Source organism: Lawsonella clevelandensis, from assembly GCF_003241315.1.
GTDB classification, from domain to species: domain Bacteria; phylum Actinomycetota; class Actinomycetes; order Mycobacteriales; family Mycobacteriaceae; genus Lawsonella; species Lawsonella clevelandensis_A.
Genome location: NZ_QFOZ01000007.1, coordinates 42,162 through 56,067, shown reverse-complemented (window position 1 = coordinate 56,067; position 13,906 = coordinate 42,162). Strand labels below are relative to the sequence as shown.

Genomic DNA, 13,906 nt, shown 5'->3' with positions numbered 1-13,906 from the left:
CTTACTCCTCCTCCGCCACGACGGGCTCCGCTTGGTGCGCAACCTTACTTCCTAATGATTTCACAAAGCACAAGGCAATAAGGAAGATCAGGAGGAATATCAACGTTGACAATGCCGACGCTGCGTTCACATGATCCTGCCGGATAGCGGCCACCACCAGCTGTGACAGTGTAGCTGTGGGAGAATCCGGGTTGGGGCCCACCATAATGTAGGGAAGGTCATACATGCGCAGGGCATCTAGCATACGGAAAAGAACCGCCACAATAATGCTGTTCTTCGCCAACGGCAAAGTGATGCGTGTAAACCGCTGCCAGGCGTTAGCCCCATCCATCCGGGCCGCCTCGTAAAGATCCTTGGGGATCATTTGCAGTCCCGCCAGAATGAGCAACGCCATAAACGGGGTTGTTTTCCACACGTCCGCCAAAATGATGGAGAAGCGGGCCGCCCACGGATCTGTTTGCCAGGCGACATGCGCATGGAAGATCGAGTTCACAATGCCCTGCTCGGAGAACAGGAATGCCCACAGTTTTGCGGTGATGGCAGTGGGGATAGCCCACGGAACAAGCACTGCGGCACGCAGCAGGCCACGGCCATGAAAATCCTTCGCCATAACGAGTGCCATACCGATACCGAGGATAGTTTCCAGCAGCACCGTCACCAGGGTGAAGAAAAGCGTGTTGCCGAAAGCGGGCCAGAAGTTATTAGCAAGCGTACCGGGTGGGCAGCCCACAGATCCGTGGCCAGTGGGACAAGACTGGGTGAGCCAGTAACCGTAGTTGCGGAAGCCCACAAAGCCACCCGGATAGAAGAAACCATCTTGCTGGTTAAGCACCGGATCCGATTTGAAGGAAAGGACAATACCGCTTATCAGCGGGTAAAGAATAATGACGCCGATAAGAACAAGGGCAGGCGTCAGAAGGAGCGCTACTTTGCCGCGGTGGGACGGGCGCTTGTGCTGTTTCTCGCTCATTAGTGTTCTGCCACCTCGATCGCACTCGTCATATCTTTCGTGGCTTGGACAACTGTTTTACGCCCGGAAAGCGCCGCATAAACATTATCCTGAATAGCCTTCGAGATAGCCGGATAGAAAGGACTTACCGGGCGCGGCACCGCATTCTCCAACGAAGTTTTAAGAATCGGTAGATACGGGTGCTCTTTAATGAGGTCCTTATCGTCATAGATGGAGGTAAGGACCGGCGGGAAAGAATTTTGTGCGAAACCGAGCTGATTCTCGCGGTTTTCCACAAAAGCAATGAAGTCCCGGGCCGTGGCCTTGTGCTCCGAATACACGTTAATGGCATTGTTGTAACCACCCAACGTGGAGGCACCTACCCCATCTTTACCCACCAGGGGCGCTACTGCGAACTTCCCCTTCACCTTAGAATCATCGGAGGTACCGGCGTTTTCGTACATGTAGGGCCAGTTGATGGCGAAGAGAGCCTCACCGTTGACGAAAGCCAGGTTTGTTTCTTCCTCGGTGAAGGACACAACACGCTTGGGGAACACCCCATCCTTATATGCATCAACCAGGGTCTGTATACCCTCGCGAGCAGGATCGGACGTGACTGTGGGGGTAAAACCATCCGCCCCCACAATTTGGCCACCCCACCCATTAATGAACATGGACGTGTTGACGGTGAGCCCCTCATACTGCTTCAACTGGCTCACAAGACAGTCCAGCTTATGCCGGGTAGCGATAGCACAATCCTGGGTGAGTTCCCGCCACGTATGCGGCGGATGCTTAATAAGATCACTGCGGTAGAAAAGAAGCTGCCCATTAGTGTTTTGGGGGGCAGCGTAAACAGTGCCCGCATAGGTGGCGGACTCCACGGTGGCGGGCAGAAGATGCGTCATATCAACAGCCATATCCCCCGTGAGGGGCTGCAACCACTGGTGGGCGGCAAAACTAGCAGTATCAATAACATCCAGGGCAATAACATCGAATTCCCCGGAGCGTGCCTGCAGCGACTGCACTAGCGTATCGCGCTGCGAATCGGCCTCACCAGCCAACTCATGCAAGGTGACGTTCTCGCTGGGATGGTCCTTATTCCAGCGGTCCACCACCGGCCGCAGGTTAGCAATGTCGTTTTTGCCCATGGCGAAGGTGATGGGTCCACGCTCGTGAATGTTTCGCTGGGCGGCGCGGGCAGCATCATCACCGGAGCCATGGGAACAGCCAGTGAGGGCGAGGACACCCGTAAGGAGGACGGCAAGAATGCCTCCCTTACTGTTTCTTCTGCTTCTTCCGTAGCTACTCATTCACTCGCCTCCTTATCCCAGAGGGTGACGCCCGACTCATCATCGGCAAAGAAGTACATATTCTCGGGGGAAACATCTACCCGCACCAATGCCCCGCGGGCAGGCGGGTTCTTCCAGTCCACTGCGGCGGTAATGCGCTGGTCAGAGATCTTGTCACCAGCCGCGTTAGCAAGGTGACCATGGGCGATAGCCTGCGAGCCGAGTTCCTCCACCAGATCCACCAGCATGTACAGGGAAGAGGTGCCGGCGGCAGCGCCAGCAGCGGCAACCTCAGTGCCGGCGGCAGTAGCACCTGCGCTACCAGGGGTAACCTCAACACCCTCCACCCGCTCAGGCCGGAAACCCACCTGCACAGAATCAGTAGGAACACCGGCGGGAAACTCACCTGGCAACGGCACAGCCGTCTCCCCCAACCAGGCGGCATTATCCCGCACAGAAGCAGACAGAATATTCATGGACGGGGACCCGATGAACCCGGCCACAAACGCGTTAGCGGGGTGGTCGAAAAGATTACGTGGAGTATCCACCTGCTGCAGTTTCCCGGCACAGAGAACAGCCACACGATCCCCCATCGTCATAGCCTCCACCTGGTCATGGGTGACATAAACGGTGGTGGTGCCCAGGCGGCGCTGCAGTTCCGCAATCTGGGCGCGGGTGCGGACACGCAGACGCGCATCCAGGTTAGAAAGAGGCTCGTCCATCAAGAAGACGCGGGGGGAACGAACAATAGCGCGCCCCATGGCGACGCGCTGCCGCTGGCCACCGGAGAGTGCCTTGGGTTTGCGGTCCAGATAGTCGGTGAGGTCGAGGAGTTCGGCGGCTTCCTCCACGCGACGCCGGATTTCTTTCTTATCCACTTTCGCCAGTTTGAGGGCAAAACCCATGTTGTCGGCGACAGTCATGTGCGGGTAGAGGGCATAGTTTTGGAACACCATGGCAATATCGCGGTCTTTGGGATCCATCATGGTGACGTCCTTGTCCCCAATGAGGATACTGCCGGAGTCGACGAATTCAAGGCCGGCCAGCATGCGCAACGTGGTGGATTTGCCACAGCCGGAGGGGCCGACGAGCACCAGGAATTCGCCGTCGTGAATATCCAGACAGAGGTTGTCGACGCTGGGTTTAGCAGCTCCAGGGTAGATACAGGTGGCGTGATCGAAGGTCACAGATGCCATGTGCCATAGTCCTCTCGTGGCGTCCTCTCGTGGCTGTGGCATGAACGTGATAGAACATGCACAGGCCCCAGGATAGTTATCTTTATTATCTCTACTAAGAAATTATTCACGCTAACCCCATGGCAATGAGTAGGCTAAAAGAACCATGCGCAGCGCTAAATCACCTTTTATTCGGCAACCCATACGGGACATTGTGAACCAGTCCGGTACGGGAACGAACCGTAACGATGACGGCTCCGGCCCCACGCTCAGCAAGAGTATTTCCACGTTCGAGCTGGCCATGATGGGTGTGGGCAGCACTGTGGGCACCGGCATTTTTTACGTATTCACTGTCGCTGTCCCCGAGGCTGGCCCTTCCGTCATTCTCGCTTTCCTTATCGCTGCGGTTACCGCGGGTCTTACTGCTCTATGCTACGCGGAATTAGCCTCCTTTATCCCCACCTCCGGCTCCTCCTACACCTACACTTACGCCACCCTAGGTGAGCTAGTCGCCTACCTGGTGGGGTGGTGTCTACTGCTGGAGTATGCGGTATCCGGGGCAGCGGTAGCTGTCGGCTGGTCCGAATATTTAAACGATTTCCTGCAGCGCGTTTTCGGATGGCAACTACCCGCCTATCTCTCCGTAGCCCCCTGGAGTAACGGCTCCTTCACCGGATTCTCCATTAACCTGCCGGCAATAGTGCTGGTAGCAATCTGCTGTGGCCTCCTGATGGCGGGTACTCGCGAGTCTGCGCGCGCGAACGCCGTCATGGTTATTCTGAAAATTGCTGTCCTCTTCATGTTCGCTGTGGTGGCGTTCACCGGCTTCAAATCCGGCAACTATCACCCCTTCGCCCCCATGGGTATGGCGGGTGTGGGAACTGCCGCCGGGTCCATCTTCTTCAGCTTCATCGGCCTGGACGTTATCTCCACCGCCTCGGAGGAAGTGGAACACCCACACCGCACTATCCCCCGCGCCCTCATCATCGCCCTCATTGTGGTAACAGCTATCTACATGCTGGTGGCGGTAGCCGCAGTGGGCGCACAAGAACAAGGACTCTTCAAACACCAGAAAGCGGGCCTATCCCAGATCCTGGAGCATGTGACGGGGTCAGGTGTTTTCTCTGTTATTTTGTCGGCTGCTGCCGTCATCTCCATCTTCTCCATTACACTAATGACGATTTTTGGGCAGACCCGTATTCTTTTCGCCATGTCCCGCGACGGCATGATCCCCAAAGGCTTCGCCCGCATTCACCCCCGCACCCACACACCACTGATGAACACCGGCATCACCTGCGCAGTAGTAGCTGTACTGGCCGGCTTCCTCCCCCTGGAATACCTCTCCGACATGGTATCCATCGGCACACTAACCGCCTTCGCAGTGGTGAGCTTGGGTGTCATTATCCTGCGCCACACAAACCCCACAACGGAGCGCGGTTTCCGGGTGCCGCTCTACCCCGTCACCCCCATTATTTCGATTGCTGCCTGCCTCTACCTCATTAGCCAGCTACACCCCGTCACCTGGGCAACCCTGGCGGTCTGGCTACTGCTTGCCTGCATAACCTATGCCGCCTACGGGTATCGGCACTCTGCCCTGCGCAAGCGTCTCCTGGAGGAAGAATCCGCCGACGCCATTGCTACTACTACCGATAGTGCCAGCACCATTGCGGCTAGTACCGTCGCCGGCGACATTATTCCCCCAAACAGCCATGATGCAGATACTCATAGTACAGACGTTGCGCACAATACCGTGCAGAGCGCTAGCGGCAGCGGCAGTACTAATGGAGGCAGTGCTAGCGGGGACAGCGGGGACACCGATACTGACGATCAGTAGGGGCTATGGCAGACAGTAACGCCCGCATGGGCGAGTGCCGTCTGTGCCTCCATCTCTGTTTCGGGGCTAACAGAGGCAGAAAGATCCGCAAAAATAGTGGTGGTGAAGCCCGCACGTTGCGCGTCCAGGGCTGTCGCACACACGCAGTGGGAGAACGCTAAGCCCACAATCTCCACCTCGTCCACCCCGTGGCGGCGCAAAACATCAACCAGTGGTGTGCCGTCATCCGTCACACCCTCAAAACCGGAGTAACTGGCCGCGTACTGGCCTTTACGAACTGCAATCTGCGGAATATCGGGATGGGTAGTGCGCAGGGTCTCCAATGCGGACACAACATGCGAGTGCACTTCCGCATGGGGAGTGCCGGCAACACCATGAGGTGGCCACGTGTCCACAAAATCAGGATTGTCGCTAAAGTGCTCGCCTGGCTCTATGTGCCAGTCTTGGGTAGTGACAATAAGGCCATAGCGGGCGGCGTAGGAACGAAGAAAATCGGCAATGCGGTCCGCAACATCATTACCACCGGTGACGGGAAGTTCACCACCTTCGCAGAAGGTAGGTTGCATGTCAACAATGAGCAAAGCGCGCATTCACTAGCTCCTTCACAACTGGCGTCCTGTGACGTCCCCGATAGTGACGTCCCCTAATATTTCTTGGCACCCCTCGGTACCCCACGATCCCTACACTACGTCTCCATAATGTACAATAACCACCCGGGGCGTGCTGCCTGCCGGGTGGTTGTTGCGTAATCTGGGGAGAATTACAAGACTATGTGTTACTTATTGAACTTACTCTTGACGGAGTCGAGGAAGTCCTTGCCTTTGCTCTTGATTTCCTCTTTCGTCTGCTCATCTTCGAGCTTGTTCTTCAGTTCTTCGGCCTTACCCTTGAACTCGCCCGCTTTATCCTTGAGGTCTTCTTCGGCCTTGCCTTTGAACTGTTCGGCCTTGCCCTTAAATTCTTCTGCTTTGTTCTTGAACTCGTTAGCGTCGACCATTGTTCTTTTCCTTTCGGATATCACTAGCTCATGATGAACATGATTGTAAAAGGGAAATCTGTACTCCGCTGTGCTTTTCCACGAAATTACCTACCAGAGAACATATCCCCACCAGCCATGGCCTCCATTTATGCACGGTGACACGGCTTTTTAGCAGATAGAGACCATCCTCCTACACGCTCATAATTGCGAAACTTGCCACAGAAAAGGGAAACCGCAAAGTAGAAACTAGCTGGTGACGAACTAGGCTGAACTCATGCGTGAGTTCTACCGTTTCCAAGTGTGCTGGCACCCCACTACCGCAAATGCCACCTCCACCGTCACCATTACTGGTGCTACTACTGCAACAACGACGGATGGGGAAACACTCACTGTGGAGGGTACCCATCGCGAGGCCCTCGCTCTGGCATGTTCCCTGGCCGCTATTGGGCAAAGTACCGTGCAAACTATTGCTCCCGTCTACCCCACCGATAATCTGTCGGGCACACGGCGGCTCCTCCAAACTCTTCACGATAAGCTCAAAGCCCCCACGGCGAAGCCTGGTGACGCTACTGCCGCCGTCCAGGAACTCGGTGTTCTTGGGTTGGGCTCCAACCATTTTGCCCAGCCCGCTGTCCTCAAAGTTATTGCTGACGACCAATGCTCCGCCATTGTTGCCGGGGTGCATGATCCAGATGCCCTCACCACTAATATGGTCATTCTTGGCCCGGAAGCACACGATTCCCTCACTGGTATTACCCCGGACAGCATTGCCCTTAACATCATGCGGGAATTGAGCCTGCCGGTTGCTATTGCCCCCTTAGGATATCCCGGATCCCCCTCCGGTATTCGCCGTGTGACCTGCACTTTTGATGATTCTCCCGCCTCCCATGCGGCGCTACGTACCGCCACTACCCTGGCACAGGTTCTCGATGCGGAAGTACGGGTGGCAACGACCACTCCCCCACCGCTTAGTGACGCAGATACGATTACCCGCACTGTGCCGGTCATGGATCGCGTTCTTAACAAGGGATGCGGTTTAGTGACGAAATGGAGTGGCGCAGACACAATTTCCAGCCCGGAACCAGACTGGGCTATGCATAATAAGGAATCGTCCGCGGAGGCACGCTGGTTGCCGGAAGAACTTGTTGTCTTTGGACATATTCCCACAGGTGCCGATAGTGCAGCATGGGCAAAAGCGTGCTGCGCCTTTGGTATTCCCATAGTTCTTGTGCCAGAAGTGGCCCTTAGCGCAGAAAACTAGCGGCACACATTCACAACGATGAAAGAAATACGAAAGTAAGGTGTCCCAAAGCCACACCGGCAAACACGCTAACTCCTATGCTGGGGGTATGCGCATATTCACCAAGACGGATCCACACCGTCCACACGCCATCAAATGTGAAGCGCTAGGACTTAAATGGCTGGCTGAGGCCATGCCCCATGGTGGCGCTCCGGTTGTTCCGGTACTGGATTACCAACCGGGAATAATGACTCTCGTGGAAATACCCAATGGCCGCCCTACCCGCCACGCCGCCTACCAGTTTGGGCAAACATTGGCGGTTACGCACGCCGCCGGGGCCCCCAGTTTTGGGTGTCCGCCACCCGGTTGGGAGGGTGACGGTGTTATTGGCCGCATGGAATTACCACTACGCCAAACCTCCGAGGAGACACTAAACCGCACGTGGGGTGAGTTTTTTGCGGAGGATCGTATTCTCCCATGCCTGCCCGTTGCACGGAATAATAGGTCTCTTAGCGCTGATGACGTGTCCATCATCGAGGAAGTATGCAAGCGTCTTGCCGATGGACACTGGGATGCCCCACAGCCAGGGTTAGTGCATGGTCCGGTTGCCCGTATCCATGGAGATTTATGGAGTGGGAATGTGCTGTGGGCACGCCGTGAGGATATTCCGTGGACAAATCCCTTGCCGGATAACGTTACTGACCCCATCGTAGGAGTACTCATTGATCCTGCAGCGCAAGGTGGGCATGCGGAAACAGATTTAGCGTTCCTGGAAGTGTTCGGGCAATCATTCCTGGAGGATATTTACGCGGGCTACAATTCCGTCTCCCCACTAGCAGACGGGTGGGAGGAACGCCGGTGCGTGCACCAACTCTATTTATTGGCACTTCACGCAGCTATTTTTGGTGGCTCCTACGGCCCAGAAACAATGTTCACAGCGCGACAATGCTTGCGGCTCTAGCATAATCAGCTCTAGCATAATCCGCGCCAGAGTAGCCTCTCCAAAGTAACTTCTTCCCCAATTCACACTTGCAGGAGAAGAAGTGAATGGAACGGGAGGGAATAAAACGGGAATAGCAACAGCTATTTTCCCGTTACACAAAATAGATCTCGCAGTGATCGCAGATTTCAGCACAGTGCAGATCTCAGCACAGTGTAGATCTCAATTCAGTGCAGGCCGCATTGATGGGAATTGAAGGGAAAGGATTATTCACAATGGCTCAGACTAAATTCACTGGCACTGTTGTTAACACTGTTGGGGAACTACCCCAGGTGGGTTCCGTTGCACCAGATTTCACGCTTACTGGGGCGGACCTCTCCGACGTAAAACTATCCGATTTCGCTGGTCGTAAACTTATTCTCAATATCTTCCCCTCACTTGATACTGACGTGTGCGCCGCCTCCGTCCGCAAGTTCAACGCGGAGGCCGCCAAACTCGACAACACCACAGTGTTGTGTGTTTCCGCCGATCTTCCCTTTGCCCAGCAACGCTTCTGCGTATCCAACGGCATTGAGAATGTTCAGAATGGTTCTTGTTTCCGCTCCAGCTTCGGCGACGACTACGGTGTGAAACTTGTTGATGGCCCGCTCGCAGGTCTCCTCACTCGTGCCGTCATCGTCATCTGCCCCAAGGGCAAAGTCCACTATGTTGAGCTTGTTGATGAGATCACCAACGAACCCAATTATGACGCTGCTATTGCGGCTGTTAAATCCTTCTAAGATACCCATATAGTGGTAGTGGAACATAGTTCCACAGAAGCCCCGCACACCAGGACTGCAAGTGTGCGGGGCTTCGTTTACCCTATATAAAGCTGTCTTGTCTTTCTGACTATCCTTATTTCACCGGAAGTGTAATAGTGCTGTTCGTGCATCCGGCAGGCTGTGGGTCTCCACTAAAGATTCCCACGATTTCTGCTAGCATCTGGTCAAAGACAAGGAAGTTAGGCATCATGTGAGTGAACATGGGAGCTACCCCCATAGCGGTATAGGGCACTGTGTAGAAGTGCACATTAGCGCCCGCCTTGCACCACGTATTCACGCCGCGCTTCACAGTGTCGTAGGGAACGACGGCATCATGCGGATTAGCATAGAGGACAACACGTGCTTTCGGGGTGGGAACAGAAGCGGCACGCTGGTCATCAAAAACTTTCACAACTTCTGGATATTTCTGCAGGAACTCGACGAGTGGTTTACCATCATGCGTCCATTTACCAGTGTCCTGGTAGGCATATCCGAAGAGGGTGTCGGCAACACAACTATTGGCGAGTTTCGCCAAATTCTTACGGCCGGATGTGTTGATATTTTCCTCTACAGCCTTTCTCACTTCTGGGTAAGTACCAGCGAAACCGTTAACACCGTACCCAATTAAGCCGGAGAGTGCGCCACCTTCTACCTTTTGGAGAGTGGGGATGAGGTCAATGGGTGGGGCGCCCGCATAAGACACTTTGAGATTGACATCAGGAGCGTAAGTAGGTTGCAGAGCAGCACCAACATAGGCGGCTCCACCTCCTTGGCTGAACCCCCAAATACCTACTGGCGTTGTCGCAGAAAGATGATTAAGTGAGCGAATGGCGCGGGCACCATCGAGCATGGCTCGCCCGGCTTCTATATTGTTCATGTAGGGCTGCACGTTATCGCCGTCAGCCATGCCGTTATAGTCCACAACAAAAACACTGAGGCCTTTGCCCAGAAGTTTCATAACGTTGAGGTTCTCATAATTAGTCACCATAGAGATGGCTTTATGAGACTGCCCTTGCCGCGAGTCTAGTCCACTGGTGAAGGCGAGGAAGCCACCGGGAGTTTTCGAGAAGGCGCACTGCTTACCTTGGCCGGATGTGCTTGTGCCATAGATAAGAAGAGGGCGTTCCCCTTTACCCACCCATGGAGAGGTAGGTTCCATGAGGGCACCGGTAGTGATGTACACCTTCCCATTGGAGAGAGTGGTTGTGTACATGACGCGTTTACCACGGATGGGGTAACGGGTGACGGGGCTTTCGAGGGGATAGAAGAAGGATCGGAACGACTGGGTTTTTACAACACGTCCCGGAACAGTGGGATAGTGCGCGGGAACGCTGTAGAAGCCGTCAAAATTGTTGGCATAGTTGAGGGCTGCCGATGTGGTGTCGAGGGAAATTGCGTTTGCTGGGGTGGACTTAATCCCCATAAAAGTAGCGGCAGTGAGTGCAGTAATAGAGATAGCTGCTATCACACCGCTCAGCCGTTTAGAACAAGTTGACATGTAGAAAACCTCCTTAAGGTCTTCTACTCAAACTATCGATATTTACTTTTCTTTAAGCTGTTATTTATGATGATACCCATCACTTCATCAGCATTTCTTCAGGAACACCACAGTTGGGAAACGCTATACGGAAGCACTACAGCATTCCCTAGGTGTCTCTAGTGTCCGTCGGGAAGCTGGTGGTAGAGTGCCTGCTCAATAGTGCGGTATTCGAAGTAGAAACCCTGGTTTGGGAGGGATAGGAGTTTGCGGGGTTGGGCGCGTTGATCCGCCATCGATAGTTGGCGTGCCCCTTGGTGGCCCACCATTGTGGAGGCAATGGCGGGAATGATGAGGGGTGTGGGGCGGTCGAGGGCTACCCCTAGCGCTTTTGTAAAGTGCGTGTTTGTGCAGGGTTCTGGGCTGGTGGCGTTAATGGGGCCGCTAATCTGCTCGCAGGTAAGCGCCGTAATGTAGATGCGGACAAGGTCGTCAATGTCGATCCAGGACATCCAGCGTTTCCCTACGCCGATCAGTCCACCGCCGCCCCATTTGAAAATGTCCACGAGGAGCGGCAGCACACCACCATCACGGGACAGCACAATGCCAGTACGGACATTGACAACGCGTTTACCGGCGGCGCGGGCGGGCTGGCAGGCACCTTCCCATTTTTGGACAACGTCGGCGAAGTAGTCGTCACCAGGAACGGAGGCTTCTGTGAGGACTTCCGCACCACGGTTGTCCCCGTAAACGCCGATGGCGCTGGCGCAAATGAATGTTGTTACAGTATCCGATTGGGCGGCAAGTTCGGCCAGTTTGTGGGTGGGGATAACGCGCGAGTCGCGGATACGGCGTTTCTTATCGGGTGTCCAGATACCTTCAGTATTTTCGCCAGCTAGGTGGATGACGGCCTGCACGCCGTCAAGGACAGCGGGGTTGGGGTTGGTGGGATTCCAGGTGCGGTCGTCCAGGCCGCGGGCATCGTCGCGGACGAGGCGGATAACGTGGTAGCCCTGTTTGTGGAGTTCCTCGCAGAGGGCTTTACCGACAAGTCCAGTGGAACCGGTGACGGCCACGGTGTGAATAGTGCGTGTATCGGAGTCTGTGGATCCCATGTTTTCAGGCTACCTGGAATGTGTGGAGGGTGGTCATTTTTGTGGTATAAATGGCAGCAGAAGTTTAGCCAAAATCGTAACGCGTCTTAAGGGCCGCAAATTCTGTATCCCAGCCAGGCCTATCGTAGCTGAGGGTGCGCCCGTCCGGTAGCACTTGGCGGGCTCCTTCAGCGCGGGCTTGCTGGAGACGATATGATCCCACCCCTTTACTGTGCAGCATGTCCACAATGATGGGAAGGTCGGTGACGGCGACCGAATCGGGGTACAGGGTGGTGCGGGCCTGTATGTCTATACCAGCATCGAGCAGCATGTCGAGGGCTTCCATGGCGTGACGGCTCCCCACAGTGCCAATACTGGCATGCGGGTTAGTGGCGATAATGTCGCCGTAGTGGGCGGGCGCGGCTTTAATGTCGAAGCCCACCCAGTCAATGAGGGGAATGAGGGGACGCAACAGTGTGGGGTAGGCGCCCATAGTGTGGAGACCTACCTGGAACCCCATGTTGCGGACGCGAGCCATGGCGTCGGCTAGGCCTCGTTGCCGGGTGGGTTCTCCCCCCGTAAAAACAACACCGTCGAGGAGACCGCGGCGACGTTGGAGGAATTTTTCTACTTCTGCCCATTCCATAATTCCGGGTGTGCGGCAGTCGATAAGGTCCGGGTTGTGGCAGTAGAGACAGTTCCAGGGGCAGCCTTGGAGGAAGACGGTGGCGGCCATGTGTCCGGGCCAGTCGACAGTGGAGAGGCGCACGAGGCCAGCGATGGTGAGGTCATCTGCGGTAGCCATAGCGGCTGCTATCCGCGCGGGTCGAGGAGACCGGAGCCGGCCGGTACCCCAGCCGGGTCTGCTCCCTTTTCCAGAATGTGATTCTGCTTGTCGACGAAGATCACTTTGGGCTGGTAGGTGTGGGCTTCCGCGTCATCCATAAGGCCGTAACCGATGAGGATAACGAGGTCGCCGGGGTGAATGAGGTGGGCGGCGGCACCGTTGATGGAGATAATGCCGGAGCCGCGCTCCCCCGCAATGCAGTAGGTGGAGAGGCGGTTGCCGTTATCGACATCAACAATGTCTACTTTTTCGCCTTCCAGCAAGTCGGCGGCTTCCATGAGGGCAATGTCAATGGTGCAGGAGCCTACATAGTGGAGGTCTGCCTGTGTGACGGTGGCTCTATGGATTTTGGATTTCAGCATGGTGCGAAACATGGTGTGACGTCCTTAGTAGTCCCAGGGCTGGAGCATCAGTCCCATATTGTCAATAAGTCGAGTAGTGCCAACACGCGCCGCCAGGAGCAGGCGGGCCGGCAGTGAGTTATCGGAGTAGTCGTTGAGTTTCCGCAGTCCCGCGTCCCGCAGTTCTACGTAGTCAACCTCAATTTCCGGGTAGCGGGCAAGGTAGTCGCGGGTGACGGTGACGACCTCGCGGGGGGTGGCACCTTTATCGGCGGCGTCTTTGCCGGCGCGGAGGCTGGCGGAGAGTTGCTCGGCCAGGGTGCGTTCCGTATCGCTTAGGTAGCGGTTGCGGGAGCTAAGGGCGAGGCCGGATTTTTCGCGGCGGATAGCGACAGGGTGAAGGGTAACAGGAATGTTGAGATCCTTCACCATCTGCTTCAACAGGGTGAGCTGCTGGTAGTCCTTCTCCCCGAAGAAAGCATGATCGGCGCGGGAGATGCCGAAGAGTTTAGCGCACACGGTGAGGGCACCGGCGAAGTGGCCGGGGCGGGTAGCACCCTCCATTTCAGTGGAGAGGGGTCCGGGGTTGACGGTGGTGCGGAAGCCATCCGGGTACATGTCTTGCGGGGTGGGGGCGAAGGCTGCGTAAACACCTTCGGAGGCAAGGAGGTCAAGATCCTCGGGGAGGGTGCGCGGGTAGGAGTCGAGGTCCTCGTTGGGCCCGAACTGGAGGGGGTTGACAAAGATACTGACGATAACGGCGGCGTTGGGAATCTGTTTTGCGGCGCGGACAAGCTGCATGTGTCCATCGTGGAGGGCCCCCATGGTGGGGACGAGGGCGACGGGTCGTCCGTCAGCATGAAGTTTTTCGGCGAGGGCGGTGAGGTCGGCGGGTGTGGTACATACTTGCAGGGACGTATTCTCACTAGTCACTCTTTAAT

Annotated in this window: 14 protein-coding genes; 4 read left to right on the top strand and 10 right to left on the bottom strand. The window is 55.8% G+C overall.

Features of this window, described 5'->3' with window-relative positions:
- Nucleotide 1: 1 nt before the first annotated feature.
- From DI579_RS05345 to DI579_RS05335, 3 genes are read right to left on the bottom strand one after another with little or no spacing between them, the layout of a single operon-like run.
- Nucleotides 2-970: a carbohydrate ABC transporter permease gene (locus tag DI579_RS05345; protein ID WP_303678852.1), complete on the bottom strand. Its 969-nt coding sequence runs from the start codon at nt 968-970 to the stop codon at nt 2-4.
- Complete coding sequence (locus DI579_RS05340) at nt 970-2,259, bottom strand: ABC transporter substrate-binding protein (RefSeq protein WP_290598723.1); 1,290 nt, start codon at nt 2,257-2,259, stop codon at nt 970-972. The genes DI579_RS05345 and DI579_RS05340 overlap by 1 nt, the downstream gene beginning before the upstream one ends.
- The gene (locus DI579_RS05335; RefSeq protein WP_290598725.1) at nt 2,256-3,434 is read right to left on the bottom strand and encodes an ABC transporter ATP-binding protein; all 1,179 of its coding nucleotides are present in this window, start codon (nt 3,432-3,434) and stop codon (nt 2,256-2,258) included. Before DI579_RS05335 ends, DI579_RS05340 begins: the two co-directional genes overlap by 4 nt.
- Before the next feature lie 145 nt (nt 3,435-3,579).
- Here DI579_RS05335 and DI579_RS05330 point away from each other — a divergent pair, with 145 nt between their 5' ends.
- Entirely contained in the window at nt 3,580-5,247 is a 1,668-nt protein-coding gene (locus DI579_RS05330) for an amino acid permease (protein WP_290598727.1), read from the top strand.
- On the opposite strand, the gene DI579_RS05325 is transcribed toward DI579_RS05330, so the two are convergent.
- Nucleotides 5,241-5,837 carry an isochorismatase family protein gene (locus DI579_RS05325; protein ID WP_303678851.1) on the bottom strand — a complete coding sequence of 199 codons (597 nt, stop codon included), beginning with the start codon at nt 5,835-5,837 and terminating at the stop codon, nt 5,241-5,243. The genes DI579_RS05330 and DI579_RS05325 overlap by 7 nt on opposite strands.
- Nucleotides 5,838-6,022: 185 nt before the next feature.
- Entirely contained in the window at nt 6,023-6,244 is a 222-nt protein-coding gene (locus tag DI579_RS05320; protein WP_290598729.1) for a hypothetical protein, read from the bottom strand.
- Between the two features lie 256 nt (nt 6,245-6,500).
- Here DI579_RS05320 and DI579_RS05315 point away from each other — a divergent pair, with 256 nt between their 5' ends.
- The 3 genes from DI579_RS05315 to tpx all read left to right on the top strand — a co-directional run bounded on the left by DI579_RS05315 (nt 6,501) and on the right by tpx (nt 9,185).
- Entirely contained in the window at nt 6,501-7,487 is a 987-nt protein-coding gene (locus DI579_RS05315; RefSeq protein WP_290598730.1) for a hypothetical protein, read from the top strand.
- 88 nt (nt 7,488-7,575) lie between these two features.
- Nucleotides 7,576-8,427, top strand: coding sequence for a fructosamine kinase family protein (locus tag DI579_RS05310; protein ID WP_303678850.1), 852 nt, complete (start codon nt 7,576-7,578; stop codon nt 8,425-8,427).
- Between the two features lie 254 nt (nt 8,428-8,681).
- Entirely contained in the window at nt 8,682-9,185 is a 504-nt protein-coding gene (tpx, locus tag DI579_RS05305; protein ID WP_303678849.1) for a thiol peroxidase, read from the top strand.
- Nucleotides 9,186-9,300: 115 nt separating this feature from the next.
- Here tpx and DI579_RS05300 read toward each other — a convergent pair whose 3' ends face one another.
- From DI579_RS05300 to panC, 5 genes are all read right to left on the bottom strand, one after another.
- Nucleotides 9,301-10,704, bottom strand: coding sequence for a lipase family protein (locus tag DI579_RS05300; RefSeq protein ID WP_290598735.1), 1,404 nt, complete (start codon nt 10,702-10,704; stop codon nt 9,301-9,303).
- 158 nt (nt 10,705-10,862) lie between these two features.
- On the bottom strand, nt 10,863-11,798 hold the full coding sequence (locus DI579_RS05295; RefSeq protein WP_290598737.1) for a TIGR01777 family oxidoreductase: 936 nt from the start codon (nt 11,796-11,798) through the stop codon (nt 10,863-10,865).
- Between the two features lie 64 nt (nt 11,799-11,862).
- The gene (locus DI579_RS05290) at nt 11,863-12,582 is read right to left on the bottom strand and encodes an anaerobic ribonucleoside-triphosphate reductase activating protein (RefSeq protein ID WP_290598738.1); all 720 of its coding nucleotides are present in this window, start codon (nt 12,580-12,582) and stop codon (nt 11,863-11,865) included.
- A gap of 8 nt (nt 12,583-12,590) precedes the next feature.
- On the bottom strand, nt 12,591-12,998 hold the full coding sequence (panD, locus tag DI579_RS05285; RefSeq protein WP_290598739.1) for an aspartate 1-decarboxylase: 408 nt from the start codon (nt 12,996-12,998) through the stop codon (nt 12,591-12,593).
- A 12-nt stretch (nt 12,999-13,010) separates the two neighbouring features.
- Complete coding sequence (panC, locus tag DI579_RS05280) at nt 13,011-13,898, bottom strand: pantoate--beta-alanine ligase (protein ID WP_366664344.1); 888 nt, start codon at nt 13,896-13,898, stop codon at nt 13,011-13,013.
- Nucleotides 13,899-13,906: the final 8 nt, after the last annotated feature.

Coding starts and splice junctions, on each gene's coding strand:
- DI579_RS05345 (WP_303678852.1), bottom strand. CDS start 970: ATGAGCGAGAAACAGCACAAGCGCCCGTCCCACCGCGGCAAAGTAGCG.
- DI579_RS05340 (WP_290598723.1), bottom strand. CDS start 2,259: ATGAGTAGCTACGGAAGAAGCAGAAGAAACAGTAAGGGAGGCATTCTT.
- DI579_RS05335 (WP_290598725.1), bottom strand. CDS start 3,434: ATGGCATCTGTGACCTTCGATCACGCCACCTGTATCTACCCTGGAGCT.
- DI579_RS05330 (WP_290598727.1), top strand. CDS start 3,580: ATGCGCAGCGCTAAATCACCTTTTATTCGGCAACCCATACGGGACATT.
- DI579_RS05325 (WP_303678851.1), bottom strand. CDS start 5,837: ATGCGCGCTTTGCTCATTGTTGACATGCAACCTACCTTCTGCGAAGGT.
- DI579_RS05320 (WP_290598729.1), bottom strand. CDS start 6,244: ATGGTCGACGCTAACGAGTTCAAGAACAAAGCAGAAGAATTTAAGGGC.
- DI579_RS05315 (WP_290598730.1), top strand. CDS start 6,501: ATGCGTGAGTTCTACCGTTTCCAAGTGTGCTGGCACCCCACTACCGCA.
- DI579_RS05310 (WP_303678850.1), top strand. CDS start 7,576: ATGCGCATATTCACCAAGACGGATCCACACCGTCCACACGCCATCAAA.
- tpx (WP_303678849.1), top strand. CDS start 8,682: ATGGCTCAGACTAAATTCACTGGCACTGTTGTTAACACTGTTGGGGAA.
- DI579_RS05300 (WP_290598735.1), bottom strand. CDS start 10,704: ATGTCAACTTGTTCTAAACGGCTGAGCGGTGTGATAGCAGCTATCTCT.
- DI579_RS05295 (WP_290598737.1), bottom strand. CDS start 11,798: ATGGGATCCACAGACTCCGATACACGCACTATTCACACCGTGGCCGTC.
- DI579_RS05290 (WP_290598738.1), bottom strand. CDS start 12,582: ATGGCTACCGCAGATGACCTCACCATCGCTGGCCTCGTGCGCCTCTCC.
- panD (WP_290598739.1), bottom strand. CDS start 12,998: ATGTTTCGCACCATGCTGAAATCCAAAATCCATAGAGCCACCGTCACA.